16 protein-coding genes and 3 tRNA genes are annotated in these 15,218 nt (G+C 69.0%); 3 read left to right on the forward strand and 16 right to left on the reverse strand.

Annotated features, from left to right (window positions below):
- Positions 1–2: 2 nt before the first annotated feature.
- The 6 genes from ACZ48Y_RS08435 to ACZ48Y_RS08460 are packed head-to-tail and all read right to left on the reverse strand — an operon-like array spanning position 3 to position 5,955.
- Entirely contained in the window at positions 3–1,268 is a 1,266-nt protein-coding gene (locus tag ACZ48Y_RS08435; RefSeq protein ID WP_464740324.1) for an extracellular solute-binding protein, read from the reverse strand.
- Positions 1,269–1,280: 12 nt separating this feature from the next.
- Positions 1,281–2,096 carry a carbohydrate ABC transporter permease gene (locus ACZ48Y_RS08440; protein WP_464740326.1) on the reverse strand — a complete coding sequence of 272 codons (816 nt, stop codon included), beginning with the start codon at positions 2,094–2,096 and terminating at the stop codon, positions 1,281–1,283.
- A 15-nt stretch (positions 2,097–2,111) separates the two neighbouring features.
- Complete coding sequence (locus ACZ48Y_RS08445; RefSeq protein WP_464740328.1) at positions 2,112–2,906, reverse strand: SDR family NAD(P)-dependent oxidoreductase; 795 nt, start codon at positions 2,904–2,906, stop codon at positions 2,112–2,114.
- Positions 2,899–4,371: an FGGY-family carbohydrate kinase gene (locus tag ACZ48Y_RS08450; RefSeq protein ID WP_464740330.1), complete on the reverse strand. Its 1,473-nt coding sequence runs from the start codon at positions 4,369–4,371 to the stop codon at positions 2,899–2,901. Before ACZ48Y_RS08450 ends, ACZ48Y_RS08445 begins: the two co-directional genes overlap by 8 nt.
- Entirely contained in the window at positions 4,368–5,186 is an 819-nt protein-coding gene (locus tag ACZ48Y_RS08455) for a BtpA/SgcQ family protein (RefSeq protein WP_464740332.1), read from the reverse strand. The genes ACZ48Y_RS08450 and ACZ48Y_RS08455 overlap by 4 nt, the downstream gene beginning before the upstream one ends.
- 13 nt (positions 5,187–5,199) lie before the next feature.
- Positions 5,200–5,955, reverse strand: coding sequence for a DeoR/GlpR family DNA-binding transcription regulator (locus tag ACZ48Y_RS08460; protein WP_464740334.1), 756 nt, complete (start codon positions 5,953–5,955; stop codon positions 5,200–5,202).
- Positions 5,956–6,060: 105 nt separating this feature from the next.
- Between ACZ48Y_RS08460 and ACZ48Y_RS08465 the strand changes: the two genes are divergently transcribed.
- Complete coding sequence (locus tag ACZ48Y_RS08465) at positions 6,061–6,405, forward strand: carboxymuconolactone decarboxylase family protein (RefSeq protein WP_464740336.1); 345 nt, start codon at positions 6,061–6,063, stop codon at positions 6,403–6,405.
- A 30-nt stretch (positions 6,406–6,435) separates the two neighbouring features.
- Here ACZ48Y_RS08465 and ACZ48Y_RS08470 read toward each other — a convergent pair whose 3' ends face one another.
- The 5 genes from ACZ48Y_RS08470 to dnaK all read right to left on the reverse strand — a co-directional run bounded on the left by ACZ48Y_RS08470 (position 6,436) and on the right by dnaK (position 10,854).
- The gene (locus ACZ48Y_RS08470) at positions 6,436–7,065 is read right to left on the reverse strand and encodes a hypothetical protein (RefSeq protein ID WP_464740338.1); all 630 of its coding nucleotides are present in this window, start codon (positions 7,063–7,065) and stop codon (positions 6,436–6,438) included.
- Positions 7,066–7,235: 170 nt separating this feature from the next.
- Positions 7,236–7,478: a chaperone modulator CbpM gene (locus ACZ48Y_RS08475; protein WP_464740339.1), complete on the reverse strand. Its 243-nt coding sequence runs from the start codon at positions 7,476–7,478 to the stop codon at positions 7,236–7,238.
- Complete coding sequence (locus tag ACZ48Y_RS08480) at positions 7,478–8,368, reverse strand: DnaJ C-terminal domain-containing protein (RefSeq protein WP_464740341.1); 891 nt, start codon at positions 8,366–8,368, stop codon at positions 7,478–7,480. The genes ACZ48Y_RS08475 and ACZ48Y_RS08480 overlap by 1 nt, the downstream gene beginning before the upstream one ends.
- A gap of 37 nt (positions 8,369–8,405) precedes the next feature.
- Positions 8,406–8,918 carry a nucleotide exchange factor GrpE gene (locus tag ACZ48Y_RS08485; RefSeq protein WP_464740343.1) on the reverse strand — a complete coding sequence of 171 codons (513 nt, stop codon included), beginning with the start codon at positions 8,916–8,918 and terminating at the stop codon, positions 8,406–8,408.
- A 52-nt stretch (positions 8,919–8,970) separates the two neighbouring features.
- Positions 8,971–10,854, reverse strand: coding sequence for a molecular chaperone DnaK (gene dnaK, locus ACZ48Y_RS08490; protein ID WP_464740345.1), 1,884 nt, complete (start codon positions 10,852–10,854; stop codon positions 8,971–8,973).
- Positions 10,855–10,988: 134 nt separating this feature from the next.
- Here dnaK and ftsH point away from each other — a divergent pair, with 134 nt between their 5' ends.
- Both ftsH and ACZ48Y_RS08500 read left to right on the forward strand, forming a co-directional pair.
- Positions 10,989–12,869, forward strand: a complete 1,881-nt coding sequence (gene ftsH / locus ACZ48Y_RS08495) for an ATP-dependent zinc metalloprotease FtsH (RefSeq protein ID WP_464740347.1) — start codon at positions 10,989–10,991, stop codon at positions 12,867–12,869.
- Positions 12,870–12,915: 46 nt separating this feature from the next.
- Complete coding sequence (locus ACZ48Y_RS08500; RefSeq protein ID WP_464740349.1) at positions 12,916–13,308, forward strand: recombinase family protein; 393 nt, start codon at positions 12,916–12,918, stop codon at positions 13,306–13,308.
- 42 nt (positions 13,309–13,350) lie between these two features.
- Here ACZ48Y_RS08500 and msrA read toward each other — a convergent pair whose 3' ends face one another.
- From msrA to ACZ48Y_RS08525, 5 genes are all read right to left on the reverse strand, one after another.
- Positions 13,351–13,878, reverse strand: coding sequence for a peptide-methionine (S)-S-oxide reductase MsrA (msrA, locus tag ACZ48Y_RS08505; RefSeq protein WP_464740351.1), 528 nt, complete (start codon positions 13,876–13,878; stop codon positions 13,351–13,353).
- Entirely contained in the window at positions 13,875–14,855 is a 981-nt protein-coding gene (gene trxB / locus ACZ48Y_RS08510; RefSeq protein WP_464740353.1) for a thioredoxin-disulfide reductase, read from the reverse strand. The genes msrA and trxB overlap by 4 nt, the downstream gene beginning before the upstream one ends.
- A gap of 67 nt (positions 14,856–14,922) precedes the next feature.
- Positions 14,923–14,998 (reverse strand) — tRNA-Glu (locus tag ACZ48Y_RS08515).
- Positions 14,999–15,018: 20 nt separating this feature from the next.
- A tRNA-Glu gene (locus ACZ48Y_RS08520) sits at positions 15,019–15,093 on the reverse strand.
- Positions 15,094–15,096: 3 nt separating this feature from the next.
- Positions 15,097–15,170 (reverse strand) — tRNA-Gln (locus ACZ48Y_RS08525).
- Positions 15,171–15,218: the final 48 nt, after the last annotated feature.

A 15,218-nucleotide genomic window follows, 5' to 3' on the forward strand; every position in this document is an offset into this window, starting at 1 on the left:
CGCTACTTCACCAACCCGGCCTTCTTAAGCAGCCCGTAGAGCCCCTTGGCCGCGTCCTTGATCGCCTGCTCGACGGGCTTTTGCCCGGAAGCGGCGAGGGAGATCTCGCGCCCCACGACGTCCTCCATCTCGGCGGTGTAGGCGAAGATCGGGACCTTCTTCGCGCCCTCGAGGATCTTGAGCACCTCGGCGTAGTAGGGGTACTTGGCGAGGACCTCGGGGTCGGTCAGCACGTCCCGCCGCGTAGGAGCGTGGCCCATCAGTGCTCGCTTCTTGACGATCTCCGGCGACTCCACCCACTCGATGAACTTCCAGGCTTCCTCCTTATGCACCGAGTTGTGGGGGATCGCCCAGCCCCAGCCGCCGTTCACCCCGTGGCCCCCGGGCATCACCGCGAGGGCCACCTTGCCCGCCACCTTGGGGCACTTCGCGGCGTCGTCGAGCTGGGGCAGCATCCACCAGTAGGTGACCATGCTGAAGGCCCCGCCCTGGCACATCACCCGGTAGGTGTCGTCGAGGTTGGCGTTGAGGGCGCCCTTCTGCGCCGCCTCACGGATGTTCTTGACGTAGAGCTGGAGGGCGTTGACGCCCTCGGGGCGATCCAGGGTGACGTTCCAGTGCGCGTCCACGTAGTCCCCGCCGGCTCCGAAGAGGTAGTTGGAGAACTCCATGAAGTTGGGGTCGCCGCGCTGGCCCTGCATCGCCGCCCCGGCCACCCCGGCGTACTGCTTCATGAAGCGGCTGGTCTCGACGTAGGCCTCGAGCGTTGTGGGCAGGGCCAGGTCCTTGCCGTAGAGCGAGCGGAACTTGGCCTTGAGCTCGGGGTCCTCGAGGAGGTCGGTGCGGTAGATCAACCCCATCGCGTAGTTGTACATGGGGATCATGTAGAGCTTGCCGTTGTAGTAGCCGACGAGGTCGAGCATCGAGGGAAGGTAGGGGGAGAGATCGAACCCCGACTTCTTGACGTAGGGCTCAAGCGGCTCCAGCCAGCCCGCCGCCGGGAACTCCCCGGCCCAGAGGAAGTCGACCTCGAGGAAGTCGTAGGCGCTCTCCGGGGCCAGGAGCTGGGAGACCAGCTTGTCGTGCATCGCCCCGTACTGCACGACCTCGAACTCGACCTTGATCCCGGTCTTCTTCTCGAAGTCGGGCAGGAGCTTTTCGATGATGTGGGTCTCCGGGACGTCCTCCATCAGCGCCCGTAAAACGACCTGTGCCTGGGCCAGCCCGAGGGCCAGCACCGCCGCCAACAACCACCTGATTCCCTTCACTGCCTCCACCTCCTACTTGATCGCGCCAAAGGTGAGCCCCTCGACCAGGTAGCGGTCCACCACCCGGGCCAGGAGCAGCACCGGTAGCACCGAGAGCACGACCCCCGCGGCGACCTTAGCGAAGAGCACCCCGCGCTGGGTCATCAGCGCGGCGAGCGCCACGGGGATGGTCTGGGTATCCCGCCCGGTGAGCAAAAGGGCGAAGAGGAACTCGTTCCAGGCGAGGATGAAGCCGAGCACCCCGGCGGCGAAGAGGCCGGGGGCCGAAAGCGGCAAGACGATCCGGGAAAAGACCACCATGGGGGTGGCCCCGTCGACCAGCGCGGCCTCCTCCAGGTCGCGGGGAAACCCCTGGAAAAAGCCCATCAAGAGCCAGCTCATGAACGGCAGGGCGAAGGCCAGGTAGGCGAGGACCAGCCCGGGGTAGGTGTTGGTCAGCTTGAAGGCGCGAAAGAGCGCGAAGAGCGGCAGGGCGAGGACGATCGGCGGGAGCATCTGGGTGGCCAAAACGGCAAAGCGCAGCGGCGCGCCCCCGGTCCTGTAGCGGGCCATCGCGTAGCCCAAGAGCGCTGCCAGCGGCAGGCCAAAGAGCACCGTCGCGGAGGCCACCACCACGCTGTTCTTGAAGGCCCGACCGAAGGGGCCCTGGAGCATGGCGGCGAAGTTCTCGAGCGTTAAGGGCCCCCACTCCGGGGGCAGGGCGTAGGCCCGGCCCTCGGGGAGCAGGGCGGTGCGCAGGGTCCAGAACAGCGGCAACAGGAAGTAGAGCGTCACCCCCAGCAGGAGGGCGCAGGTGAACCAGGTGGCGAGGGCGCGCTGCCGTTTCATCTTTCTCCATCCGAGCTAGAAGATCCAGGCCCCGCCGTTGACCTCGATCGCCTCGCCGGTGATGAAGTCGGCGTCGGGGCCGGCGAGGAAGGCCACCACCCCGGCGACGTCCTCGGGGGTCTCGAGGCGGCCGAGGGGGGTCTGGCGGATGTAGTCGGCGATCACCTCCTCAGGGGTGATCCCCCTCAGCTCGGCCTCCCACCTCACCTCCCGTTCCTGCATCGATGTCTTGACGAAGCCGGGGTTCACCGCGTTGACCGTGAGCTTATAGGGGGCGAGCTCCTTGGCCGCGGCCTGGACCAGGCCCAGGACCGCGAACTTCGAGGCCGAGTAGTGGGCGAGCAGGGGCGCCGCCTGGCGGGCGGCCATGCTCGCGGTGGCGATCAGCTTGCCCCGGAGCTCGCTGCCGGGCATGCGCGGCTGGTCCTTCATCCGCCGGGCGAAGGTCTGCAGGGTGTAGAAGGTGCCCTTGGCGTTGACCGCGAAGTTGAAGTCCCAGTCCTCGTCGGTGAGGTCCAGGAAGGGGCGCATCGTGCTCACCCCGGCGTTGGCCACGACCACGTCGGCGCGGCCGTCCTCCTCGTAGACCGCCTCGCGGGCGGCCTCGAGGTCCTCCCGCCGGGTGACGTCGACCCGGAAGGGCTTGGCCAGGCCCCCCGCCCGGCCGATCTCGGCGGCGACGCGTTCGGCGGCATCGAGGTCGCGGTCGGTGACCCAGACCTTGGCCCCCTCCCGGGCCAACCGCTTGGCGATGGCCTCGCCGATGCCGCTGCCTGCGCCGGTGACCAGTGCGATTCTTCCCTTAAGCATCCTTCACCTCCAGGCGCGGGTAGAGGTCCTTGAGCCGCGCGTAGGTCTCGCGGTAGAGCGGGTAGAGCTGCGAATAGACCCGGGCCCACGTGGGATCCGGCTCGGTGACCCCCGCCGGCTGGGCCACCTCGCGGATCTTCTCCCAGTCCCAAAGCCCGGCCACCACCCCGGCCAGGAAGGCGGTGCCGTAGGCGCTGCCGGCGTGCCCGGTGGCGAGGTGGTAGACCGGGGCGCCGAGGACGCTGGCGGTGATCTTGCGCCAGAGGGGGCTCTTGGCCCCGCCGTCCATCACCAGGTAGCGTTGGATCGGGTGCCCGTGGGCCTTGAGCACCTCGACGTGGTGGAAGAAGGCGTAGGCGACCCCCTCGAGGATCGCGCGGTAGACGTGGGCCCGGGTGTGAGAGAGGGTGAGGCCGACGAGCGTCCCCCGGGCCTTGGGGTCGTGGATCGGGGTCTTCTCCCCGAGGAAGTAGGGCAAGAGGACGAGCCCCTCGGCCCCGGCGGGCACCGCCTCGGCCGCGGCGTCGAGCTCGGCGTAGCTGGCCTCGGGGGCGAACTGGGTCCTGAACCACTTCACCAGCGACCCCGAGGTGGCCATGCAGCCGTTGATCACGTAGCGCCCGGGGACGTCGTGGTAGTCGATGAAGAGGGCGCGGATGGGGGCGAAGCTGGGGGAGACGTAGAGGAAGTCCCCGGCCCCGCCGAACTTCAGCACCGCCTCGCCGGGCTCGAGCAGCCCCGCGGCCAGCGCCGCGGCGATGTGGTCGGCGCTACCGGCGACGATCGGGGTCCCCGGGGCGAGGCCCGTCGCGTCGGTCGTGACCTCCCCGACCCGCTCGGTCGGCCACTTGCGTGGGGGGAGGACCGAAGGGTCGAGCTCGAGGAGCTCGAGGAGCTCGACCAGCCAGCGCTGTTCCTTTTCGCTCCAAAGCGCGCTCTCCAGCGCCCAGTTGGCCTCCAGGTAGGGCGTGGCCCCGAGCCGGGTGGCGACGTACTCGTAGGAGCCGCTGAGGCGGCGGATCCGCGAAAAGACCTCGGGCTCGTGGCGCTTGAGCCAGAGCAGCTTGGGCGGGATCACCTGCTGGTTCCAGGTGGCGCCGTTGTGGGAAAAGAGCGCTTCCTCGGGGAAGTGCTCGCGGAACCAGGCGATCTCCTCGGTGTGCCGGGCGTCGTTTTGCTGGATCGAGGGCCGCAGGACCTCGCCCTTTTCCCCGAGCAGGACCAGCGCCGGCACCATGCCGGAGACCGCGACCGCCTTCACCTTTTTGGGATCGGTGCCCTCGAGCACCGCCCGGGTGGCGGCGACCGCGCCCCGCCACCAGTCTTCGGGATCCTCCTCGGCCCAGCCGGGGTGGGGGCTCCTCAAGTCGTGGGCGTGGCTGGCCTCGGCGACCACCCGCGCCGCCTCGTCGAGGAGGAGGGCCTTGACCGCGGTGGTGCCGATGTCGATCCCGAGCACCCTCATCCGCCGCGCACCTCCCGCACCCGGTCCATGAAGGCCTTGGCCCGTTCGGGGTCGACCGGGTTGAAGGTCTGCCCCTCGACCTTGAGCGCGGTGCCCACCACGCAGCCGTCGGCGACCGCGAGCACCTCGGCGACGTTCTCGTGGCGGCAGCCGGTGTTGGCGAGGACCGGGACCTCGGGAAGAGCGGCCTTGACCGCTTTGAGGTGCTCGAGGGGGGCCGGCTCGCCGGTCATCGGGCCGGAGACCAGGACCGCGTCCGCCAGGCTGGAGAAGACCGCGCTCTTTGCCCGCTCGGGGAGGCTGCGGGCGTCAAGGGGGGAGGCGAACTCGGCGGAGACGTTGTAGAGCAAGAAGAGGTCCTCCCTCGCCAGCCGCCGCTGGTAGCGCCGGGCCTGGGCCGCGCGGCCCTGCCAGAGGCCCATGTCCGAGCCGTAGAGCCCGGTGAAGATCTCGCGGGCGAAGGCGGCCCCGGTGGCCGCGGCCACGGCCAGGGTCATCTTAGGGTCCCAGAGGACGTCTACCCCGAAGGGGACCCGGATCTCGGGCCGCAGCTGGCCGATCACGTAGGCCATCGCGGCGGCGCTCGCGGGGTCGACCTCGAGCTCATAGGGGCGGTCGTTCTCGTTCCCAAACATCACCGCGTCGACCCCCGCCGACTGCAGGGCGCGCAGGTCCGCCGCCGCCGAGGCGACGACCCCCTCCATCCCTCGTTCGGCGTCGTAGAGCGGGGTGCCGGGCAGCGCCGGGAGGTGGACCATGGCGATGATCGGCTTTTCGGTCTTAAATACGTCCTTGAAGCGCGATAGGGCGTCCATCCTGCCTCCTCTCCTAAACCAGCTCCAAAAACCCCACCTTTTCCCGAAGCACCGGGGCAAAGCGGGCCGCTTTCTGATCGGTGATGATCCCCGCGAGGGCCTCGATCGGCGCCACCCGGGCCAGCGCCCGGCGGCCGAACTTGCTGTGGTCGGCGATCAGGATCGTGGCCTTGGCCGCGTCCATCGCCAGGCGTTTGAGGCTGGCCTCCTCGATGGTGGCGTTGGTCACCGCCTCCTCGTCCACCGCGTCGGCCCCGAGGAAGAAGAGGTCGGCGTGCACCTCGGCGAGGAGCCGCTCGGCCCAGGGGCCCACCAGGCTAAAGAGGCCGTTGCGCGCCCGCCCGCCGACCACCCAGACCTCGGGCCGGCCCCGCGCCAGGGCCTCGGCGACCTTGAGGTCCAGGGCGATCACCGTGAGCTGGCGCTCCGCCAGGTGCCGGGCCAGGGCCAGGGCGGTGGTGCCGGAGTCCAGGATCACCGTCGCCCCTTCGGGGACGTGGCGGGCCGCGGCGGCGGCGATGCGGGCCTTCTCCGTTCCCCGGGCCCGGGCCTTGAGGTCGTAGGGGGGCTCGGCGGCGGTGCGCATCTGGCGGGGCAGGGCCCCGCCGTGGGTGCGTTCCACCCGTCCCTCGGCGGCGAGCTGGGCGAGGTCGCGGCGCACCGTGGCCTCGGAGACCCCGAGCCGCTTGGCCAACGCCGCCGTCGTCAGGCCGCCCTCGGCTTCGAGGAGGGCCAGGATACGGCGGCGACGTTCCACGGCCAGGCCCATCTTGGCTCCTTACGTTTTTGATTATGCGCGAACATGTGCGAATCGCGCAAGGTAGCGCAGCGTCTTTGCGCGTTCCTGCGTCTTTGATTGCGGTAAGCTCGCGCTATGGACGCGGTCGAGGGAATCTGGGGAGAGGACCAGGAGAAGGTCCGGGCGCGCCTTGCTGGCCTGGACCCGGACCTGGCCCGCTACGTCGAAGGCTTTGCCTACCGCGAGGTGCTCTCCCGCGAGGGGCTCGACCTGAAGACCCGCGAGCTCCTCGCGATCACCGCCCTGGTGGGGCTCGGGAGCCCGCCGGAGATCGCCACCCACTTCAAGGGGGCGCTGAACAACGGCGCGAGCGCGGCCGAGATCAAGGAGACCCTCCTCCAGGCTGCGCTCTTTTTCGGCTTTCCCCGGGCCATCGCGGCCTTCGAGCGCTGGCGTAAGTTCCGGCAGAAGGCCGGCTAGCGAGGCTACCCGGCCGCGCCCCGTGCGTTCTTAATCCTCAGGGGGCCTGGGGGTGGTGGTCCTGGCCCGTTCCTCCGCCGCCCGTTTCTTATCCTCTCGATCTTTGACCTCGTACCAGAGTGCATCGAGCGTCCAGAGGTCGATCTCCAGCGCGTCGGCGAGCTCTCGGAGCCGCTTGTTGATGAGAACGTACTTTTCCCCCTCGCTCATGCCTCGGGCGAAGGCCGGCCAGACGCCGAGCGTTTTCAAACCTTTTTCCGAAACCGCATTCCATACGCCGTAGCGGTCGGGGTAGGTCACGAGGAGGATCGGGGTGGCCACGGCCTTTCCAAGCCCCTTGACGCGGCCAAGGGCCTCGTCGAAACGACGCGCCAGCGGCCTCGTCTCATCCAAGAGGAGGGCCAGAGCTTGGCGGAGCGCGTTCATGTCGCGGGTCATGCTGCCGGAGTGGCGATGGATCTGCTTCCAGTGCCGGTTGTTTCGAAAGAACAAGAAGGACTTGAAGGCGTCCGCGGTCAAGGCGTGAAGGTTCTCCGGGTTAAAGAGGGGCTGGTAACGGGCGAGCACTGCGTTTTTGGTTTCCAAGTATCCCGGGTTGGTGGTTTTGAGCCGGTCGAGGATCAACCGTAGCCGCTGGGCGGCGTGTTCGAGGTCTGCCATGGGTCTTCCTCCCTTGAGTGGTCTTAGCCTACCCCGGGATGCGCGTGTTCCCAAACGACTTTGGCCTTGGCGCGATGTTCGTTGAGGGAGCCGCGGTTGGAGGGCGTAAGGCGAGCTTCAAAGGGAAGGCCCCCGGCACCGGTGCCGGGGGCCGGGGGAGGGGGCTGGGGTTATTGGCCGAAGCGCTCGAGGACCTCGACCACCAGCGCGGCGCCGATCAGGTTGGCCCCGAGCTCGTTGCGGATGCGCTCGGCGCGGAACATGCGCTGGACCTCGTCGAGGGTGAAGTAGGGCTCGCCCTCGATGTAGACCGGCTCCACGAAGCCGATCGCCTCGTAGGCCCGCGCGGCGGCCGGGGAGAGGCCCTCGCGGATCAAAAAGGAGAGCGGGTAGCGCTCGACGCAGGCCAGCATCAGGCGGTCACCCCCCGTCGTTTGGCGAGCTCGGCGAGCTGCTTATAGAGGCGCTCTTCCTCCGGGGTGGGGTGCTCGGGGATCACCACCCGGACGGTGACGTACTGGTCGCCCCGGCCCCCGCCGGGTTTGGGCCAGCCCTTGCCCCTCAGGCGCAGCTTCTTCCCGGTCTGGGTGCGCGGGGGGACGGTGACCTCGACCGGGCCGTCCAGGGTGGGGACCCGGACCTTCCCCCCGACCACCGCGATCGGGGCCTCGACGTTGGCGGTGGTGTGGACGTCGAAGCCCTCGAGGCGGAAGGTCGGGGAGGGCGCGAAGCGGACGGTGAGGTAGAGGTCGCCGGGTGGCTGGCCGGGGCCGCCCTTGCCGGGCAGGCGGATGCGCTGCCCCTCGCGCACCCCGGGGGGAATCGCGACCTCCACCCGCTCACCGCCGAGGTCCAGCACCTGCTTGCCGCCGCGGTAGGCGAGCTCGATGGGGATCACGATCTCGGCCTCGTAGTCGCGCCCCTTGCGGGGCCCCCGGCGGGCGCGGGTGCCGGCGCCGAAGAGGTCCTCGAAGCCCCCCATCCCGCCCATGCCGAAGAGGCTGCGGAAGAAGTCCGAGAAATCCTCGAAGCCCGCGCCGCTGGTCTCCTCCCACTGCCAGCCGCCGGGGGGCGGGGGCGGCGGGGCCTTGGTGGTCCCGTACTGGTCGTAGATCTTCCGCTTTTCAGGGTCCGAGAGGACGGCGTAGGCCTCGTTGATCTCCTTGAACTTCTCCTCGGCGTCGGGCTCCTTGCTGACGTCGGGGTGGTACTTGCGGGCCAGCTTCTTGTAGGCCCGCTTGATCTCTTCCTGGCTGGCCGTCTTCGGGACCCCGAGGATGGCGTAGTAGTCTTTGTATTCCATGGCGATCCGGGTGTGGGGCGCGGGAAGACCCTACCCCCTACGTCCCACCACCCGCCTCCTTCTTCTTCGTCACCGCGACCCTCGCCGGACGGATCAGGTGGTCCCCGACCCGGTAGCCCTTTTGGTAGACCTCGGCGACCCTGCCCTCCTCCTCGCCCTCGACGACGCCGATCGCCTCGTGGTGGGCGGGGGAGAACTCGGCGCCCTCGCCGGGGACCTCCTCCACGCCCAGGCCGGCGAGGACCCGCAGGAAGGCGTCCTTGATCTTCTTGACCCCCTCGAGGATCGCCCCCGGCTCGGCCTCGGCGTGCTGGAGGGCGCGCTCGAGATCGTCGAGCACCGGCAACACGGCGCGCAGCACCTCCAGCCGGCCCTCGCGGCGGGCGGCCTCGAGCTCGCCGCTGACCCGCTTGCGGTAGTTGTCGAAGTCGGCGAGGAGCCGCAGGTACTTGTCCTTGAAGGCCTGGAGCTCGGCCTCGAGCCGGCCGACCTCCTCCATCACCTCGGCTTCCTCTTGGGCCAAACGTTTGTCGTTGTTGGCTTCGGCCATGACCGCTCACCCCCATCGGGGCGGGGCCGGCGGTGCCGGCCCCGTGGTTGGATTACTCGGCGGGCTTGTAGTCGGTGTCGATGACGTCGTCCCCGGCCTGGCCGCCGGCCGCCGCCCCGGGCTGCTCGGCCGCGCCCGTGGCCTGACCCCCGGCCGCGCTCTCGTAGGCCTGGATCGCGGCCAGGAGCTCGTCCAGGGCGGCCTTCAGCTGCTCGTCGGGGGCGTCTTGCTCCACCAGCTCCTTGGCCTTCTTGGCCAGCTCCTCGAGGCGGGCCTTGACCTCGGCCGGGGCCTCCTTCTCCTGCAGGAGCCGCTCGGCCTGGATGCGGGCGGTGTCCAGGTTGTTCTTGAGCTCGATGTGGGCCTTGCGCTTCTTGTCCTCCTCCTCGAAGCGCTTGGCCTCCTCGATCATCCGCTGGATCTCCTCCTCGGAGAGGGTGGTGGTGTTCTCGATCTTGATCGAGGCCTCCTTACCGGTGGAGAGCTCCTTCGCGGTGACGTGGAGGATGCCGTTGGAGTCGATGTCGAAGCAGACCTCGATCTGCGGCACCCCGGCGGGCATCGGGGGGATGCCCTCGAGGCGGAAGCGCCCGAGCGACTTGTTGTCTTTGGCCAGCGGCCGCTCGCCCTGGAGGACGTGCACCTCGACCGCGGTCTGGTTGTGCTCGGCGGTGGTGAAGATCTCGCACTTGCGGGTGGGGATGGTGGTGTTGCGCGGGATCAGCACGGTCATCACGCCGCCCTTGGTCTCCACGCCCAGGGAGAGCGGGGTGACGTCGAGGAGCACCACCTCGCCGACCTCGCCGGTGAGCACGCCGGCCTGGATCGCGGCGCCCAGGGCCACCGCTTCGTCGGGGTTGACCGATTTGTTGGGCTCCTTCTTGAGCATCTCCTTGACGATGCGCTGCACCGCGGGGACGCGGGTGGCGCCGCCGACCAGGATCACCTCGTCGAGCTGCTCGGGGGTCAGGCCGGCGTCCTTCAACGCCTGCTCCACCGGCGGCCGGATCCGGGCCAGGATGGGCTGGATCAGCTCCTCGAACTTGGCCCGGGTGAGCTTCTTCTCCAGGTGCAGGGGGGTCTTGGAGACCGGGTCAAGGGCGATGAAGGGCAGGCTGATCGTGGTCTCGGTGGTCGAGGAGAGCTCGATCTTGGCCTTCTCCGCGGCCTCGATCAGGCGCTGCAGGGCCTGGCGGTCGGCCTTGAGGTCGACGCCGTGCTCCTTTTTGAACTCCTCGGCGAGCCAGTTGACGATCGCGTGGTCCATGTCCGAGCCCCCGAGGTGGGTGTCGCCGGCGGTGGACTTGACCTCGAAGACGCCGTCGCCGATCTCGAGCACGGTGACGTCAAAGGTGCCGCCGCCGAGGTCGAAGACCAGCACGGTCTCGTTGCCCTTCTTGTCCAGCCCGTAGGCCAGCGCCGCCGCGGTGGGCTCGTTGATGATGCGCAGGACCTCGAGCCCCGCGATCCGCCCGGCGTTGGCGGTGGCCTCGCGCTGGCTGTTGTTGAAGTAGGCGGGGACGGTGATCACCGCCTTGTCCACCTTCTGCCCCAGCTTGGCGCTGGCGTCGTTGACCAGCTTCTTCAGGATGAAGGCGCTGATCTCCTCCGGGGTGTAGAGCTTGTCCCCGACGCGGATGCGCACCCCGCCGTCGGGCCCGGGCTCCACCCGGTAGGGGACGCGCTTGGCCTCCTCCTGGACCTCCTCCCAGCGGCGACCGATGAAGCGCTTGACCTCGAAGATCGTCCCCTCCGGGTTCAGGACCGCCTGGCGCTTGGCCATGCGCCCGACCAGCACCTCACCGTCCTTGAACGCGACGACCGAGGGGGTGACCCGCTCGCCCTCGGCGTTCTCCAAGACGACCGGCTTGCCGCCCTCGATGGTGGCGATCACGCTGTTGGTGGTTCCCAGGTCAATTCCTACGGCTTTGCTCATGGCACAACCTCCCCTTCTCTAAGCTCTAGCATAGTAGCCGCTAGGCTTCCAGTCAAGAGAGTTGAGCGGGGTTTTATAAATGTCGGGGCGATGCCCAACCTTCTCAGACGCGCGGCCTATACTAAGAGCTACCCATGCGCGGTCGACCCTTCAACCTTTGGTTCCTGATCCTGGGCGCGATCCTGCTCACCTGGGCGATCGGGATGAGCAACACCGCCCAGCCCAGCGGCACGCTGCCCTACTCGACCTTCCTCTCTGAGATCGACGCCGGCCGGGTGCGCTCGGTGGTGATCCAGGGTGAACGCCTGGAAGGGGTCCTGGCCGACGGCTCGCGTTTCGTCACCTATGCCCCTCAGCCCCCGGAGACCGCCGCGGTCGAGGCCTGGACCGCGAAGGGGGTGGAGGTCGAGGTGCGCCCGGCGAGCACCCCTGGGGTCGCGGGCATCCTGATCCCGCTCCTGGCCCTGGGGGCGATCGGCCTGGCCTTTTGGTACTTCACCCGCAACCCTCGGGGGGGCGGCGACTCCAGTGGGGCCTTCGGCTTCACCCGTAGCCGGGCCAAGGTCCTCACCGAGGCCCCGAAGACGACCTTCAAGGACGTCGCCGGGGCCGAGGAGGCCAAGGAGGAGCTCAAGGAGATCGTCGCCTTCTTGAAGCACCCCGAGCGCTTCCACCAGATCGGCGCCCGCATCCCCAAGGGGGTGCTCCTCGTCGGGCCCCCGGGCTCGGGCAAGACCCACATCGCCCGGGCCGTCGCCGGGGAGGCCCGGGTCCCCTTCATCACCGCCAGCGGCTCGGACTTCGTGGAGATGTTCGTGGGCGTGGGCGCGGCGAGGGTGCGCGACCTCTTCGAGACCGCCCGGCGCCACGCCCCGTGCATCGTCTTCATCGACGAGATCGACGCCGTGGGCCGCAAGCGCGGCCTCGCCGTGGGCGGGGGCAACGACGAGCGGGAGCAGACCCTCAACCAGCTCCTGGTGGAACTCGACGGCTTCACCAAGGAGACCAACGTCATCGTCATGGCGGCGACCAACCGGCCGGACGTCCTGGACCCGGCGCTCTTGCGCCCGGGCCGCTTCGACCGCCAGATCGAGATCGGCGTCCCGGACGTCAAGGGCCGGGAGCAGATCCTGCGCATCCACGCCAAGGGCAAGCCCCTGGCCAGCGACGTGGACCTCAAGGTCGTGGCCCGGCGCACCCCGGGCTTCGTCGGCGCGGACCTCGAGAACCTGCTCAACGAGGCCGCCCTGCTCGCGGCCCGGGAGGGGCGGCGGGAGATCACCATGGCCGACCTCGACGAGGCCGCGGACCGGGTGATGATGGGGCCGGCGAAAAAGAGCATGGTCCTCACCGAGCGGGACAAGCGCATCACCGCCTACCACGAGGCCGGGCACGCGGTGGCCAGCCACTTCTTGCCCCACGCCGAGCCGGTGCACAAGGTGACGATCGTGCCCCGGGGGCGCGCCCTGGGCTTCATGATGCCGGCCCGGGAGGACCTCTTGCACTGGACCAAGAAGCGCCTTTTAGACCAGATCGCGGTGGCCCTGGCCGGGCGCGCGGCGGAGGAGCTGATCTTCGACGACGTGACCACCGGCGCGGAGAACGACTTCCGCCAGGCCACGGCGCTGGCCCGGCGGATGATCACCGAGTGGGGGATGCACCCGGACTTCGGCACCGTGGCCTACGCCGAGCGCGAGGAGAGCTACCTCGGGGGCTACGAGAACCGCCGCTACTCCGAGGCCACCGCCCGGCGCATCGACGAGGCGGTGCGGGCGCTCATCGACGAGCAGTATGCCCGGGTCAAGGCCCTCCTGGTGAAGGAACGGGTGGCGCTCGAGCGCGTCGCCGAGGCGTTGCTCGAGGTCGAGACCCTGGACGCCGAGGCCTTCGTTCGGGTGCTCGCCGGACAGCCGCCCACCTCCGCGCCGGAACCGGACGAGGAGGCCAAGGAAACCCCCGAGCGCCGCGTCGTGCCCAAGATCCGCCCCGGCGGCGGCGCGCTGGGCGGGGCGTAGCGACCGGGCGGGATTTCGTAGAGAATGAGGGTGGAGGTCGACGGAGATGAAGGTAATCGCGTACACGATTCACAGGGACGTAGAGCGCGGCGGCCCCAACGAGGAGCTGCACATGACGCTGGACCACCTCGGCGGCGACAAGCGCAAGGAGGTCGACCTCATGATCGAGACCGATCTCAAGGCCCGGCCGGTGAAAAAGGAGCTGCTGGCACGGCTCGAGCGCGGCGAGGCCGACGTCCTGGTGGTCGGCCACCTGCACCACCTCTTCGACTCTCTCGAGGAGCTAAAAGACCTCTACTATAGCGTCATGCGCCCCCACGGGGTGGCCCTGGTCTCCTGGGGGGCCGGGCTGGACACCCGTAACCCCCGCGGCCTGGGCTCGGAGCGCACGCTCGAGGAGTTCCTGGCCCTGGCCCGGCTCCTGCCGGTGAGCTCGTAAGGGGTTTTGAAGGAAGAAGGCGGCCCCTTTGGGGCCGCCTTTTCACTCGACGAGCGGGCGGAACCGGGTCAGGACCTTTTGCACCTTGGGGGCCACCACCCGCTGGCAGTAGGGGACCTCGGGGTGGCGCTCGAAGTAGCGGTGATGCTCGGGCTCCGCGGGCCAAAAACGGTCCAGGGGCCGGACCTCGGTGACCACCGGGCGGGGGTAGGCGGCCTGAGCCCGTTTGAGGGCAGCTTCGATCTCCGGGCGCTGGGCGGGGTCCTCGTAGAGGATGATCGAGCGGTACTGGGGCCCGACGTCCGGACCCTGGCGGTCCTTCTGGGTGGGGTCGTGGATGGCGAAGAAGACGTCGAGGAGGGCCGAAAGCGGCAGCACCTCGGGGTCGAAGCGCACCCGCACCACCTCGGCGTGGCCGGTGGTCCCGGTCGCGACCTCGGCGTAGCTGGGATGATCCAGGTGCCCGCCGGCGTAGCCGGGCAGCGCTTCGATCACCCCTTTGAGCGGCCGGAGCGCGGCCTCGACGCACCAAAAGCAGCCGCCCCCGAGGGTGATCGCGGCCTCGCTCACGCCGGGGAGGCCTCCTCGGCGTGCTCGGCGAGCCACTTCTCGGCGGTCATCGCGGCCCGGGTGCCGGCCCCGACGCTGGTCGCGAGCTGCTTGTAGATGGGGTCGGCGACGTCGCCGGCGGCGAAGATCCCCGGCACCGAGGTCAGCACCTCGTCTTCGACCGCGATGTAGCCGTCGGGGCGGAGCTCGACGACGCCCTTGAGGAAGCCGGTGTTGGGCACCGAGCCGATGAAGATGAAGACCCCGTCGGTGGGGTAGACGTATGTCTCGCCGGTCTTGAGGTTCTTGACCCGGACCCCGGTGACCTGGTCCTCGCCAAGGATCTCGGTGACCACGTGGCTGAAGAGGAACTCGATCTTGGGGTTGGCGAAGGCCCGCTGCTGGGCGACCTTGTTCGCCCGGAGCTCGTCGCGGCGGTGGATGATCGTCACCTTCTTGGCGAACTTGGTGAGGTAGATCCCCTCCTCGACCGCGGCGTCGCCCCCGCCGACGACCACGACCTCCTTGTCGCGGTAGAAGAAGCCGTCGCAGGTCGCGCAGGTCGAGACCCCGCGGCCGTAGAACTTCTCCTCCCCGGGAACCCCGAGCTTCTTGGGGTTGGCCCCGGTGGCCACGATCACCGTCTTGGCCTTGTAGTGCTGCTCGAAGCCCTTGACCAGAAAGCCGTCCGGCTGGACCTCGACGCCGGTGACCTCGTCCATCACGATCTCGGCGCCGAACTTCCGGGCCTGCTCGGCCATGCGGTTGGCGAGCTCGGGGCCGGTGATCCCCTCGGGGAAGCCGGGGTAGTTCTCGACCTCCTCGGTCTGGGCGATCTGCCCGCCGGGAAGGCCCTTTTCCACGATGACCGTCTTCAGGTCGGCGCGGCCCGCGTAGATCCCGGCGGTCAGGCCGGCGGGGCCGCCCCCGATGATCACCACGTCGTAGGTCTCCTCACCCTTCTTTGCGGTTCCCAGTTCTCCGATCTTGAACTCCATCGAGATACCCCCCAGTCGTTTACCGAGTATACCGCTCGGGATTGAAAAGGGCGAGGCCCGAGCTCGCTGGTGACCCCAGGGGGATTCGAACCCCCGTCACCGCCGTGAGAGGGCGGCATCCTAGGCCGCTAGACGATGGGGCCGTGTGAGCTCGGGCCTCGTTTGGTGACCCCTAGGGGACTTGAACCCCTGCCGCCGGCTTGAAAGGCCGGTGACCTAACCACTAGTCGAAGGGGCCAGATGGCTGGGGCGCGTGGATTCGAACCACGACCGGCGGATCCAGAGTCCGCTGTCCTGCCGTTAGACGACGCCCCAAAGTCACCCCAGCTTTGCCCGGCCAACGCCGAGCAAAGCCCATGTTAG

This window comes from Rhabdothermus arcticus (genome assembly GCF_055382915.1).

What these genes read in the sequence shown, in the direction of transcription:
- dnaK (WP_464740345.1), bottom strand. Translation starts at nt 10,854, where the DNA reads ATGAGCAAAGCCGTAGGAATTGACCTGGGAACCACCAACAGCGTGATC.
- ACZ48Y_RS08460 (WP_464740334.1), bottom strand. Translation starts at nt 5,955, where the DNA reads ATGGGCCTGGCCGTGGAACGTCGCCGCCGTATCCTGGCCCTCCTCGAA.
- ACZ48Y_RS08470 (WP_464740338.1), bottom strand. Translation starts at nt 7,065, where the DNA reads ATGGCAGACCTCGAACACGCCGCCCAGCGGCTACGGTTGATCCTCGAC.
- ACZ48Y_RS08440 (WP_464740326.1), bottom strand. Translation starts at nt 2,096, where the DNA reads ATGAAACGGCAGCGCGCCCTCGCCACCTGGTTCACCTGCGCCCTCCTG.
- ACZ48Y_RS08480 (WP_464740341.1), bottom strand. Translation starts at nt 8,368, where the DNA reads ATGGAATACAAAGACTACTACGCCATCCTCGGGGTCCCGAAGACGGCC.
- ACZ48Y_RS08465 (WP_464740336.1), top strand. Translation starts at nt 6,061, where the DNA reads ATGGACGCGGTCGAGGGAATCTGGGGAGAGGACCAGGAGAAGGTCCGG.
- ACZ48Y_RS08475 (WP_464740339.1), bottom strand. Translation starts at nt 7,478, where the DNA reads ATGCTGGCCTGCGTCGAGCGCTACCCGCTCTCCTTTTTGATCCGCGAG.
- ACZ48Y_RS08485 (WP_464740343.1), bottom strand. Translation starts at nt 8,918, where the DNA reads ATGGCCGAAGCCAACAACGACAAACGTTTGGCCCAAGAGGAAGCCGAG.
- ACZ48Y_RS08445 (WP_464740328.1), bottom strand. Translation starts at nt 2,906, where the DNA reads ATGCTTAAGGGAAGAATCGCACTGGTCACCGGCGCAGGCAGCGGCATC.
- ACZ48Y_RS08500 (WP_464740349.1), top strand. Translation starts at nt 12,916, where the DNA reads ATGAAGGTAATCGCGTACACGATTCACAGGGACGTAGAGCGCGGCGGC.
- ACZ48Y_RS08455 (WP_464740332.1), bottom strand. Translation starts at nt 5,186, where the DNA reads ATGGACGCCCTATCGCGCTTCAAGGACGTATTTAAGACCGAAAAGCCG.
- ftsH (WP_464740347.1), top strand. Translation starts at nt 10,989, where the DNA reads ATGCGCGGTCGACCCTTCAACCTTTGGTTCCTGATCCTGGGCGCGATC.
- trxB (WP_464740353.1), bottom strand. Translation starts at nt 14,855, where the DNA reads ATGGAGTTCAAGATCGGAGAACTGGGAACCGCAAAGAAGGGTGAGGAG.
- ACZ48Y_RS08450 (WP_464740330.1), bottom strand. Translation starts at nt 4,371, where the DNA reads ATGAGGGTGCTCGGGATCGACATCGGCACCACCGCGGTCAAGGCCCTC.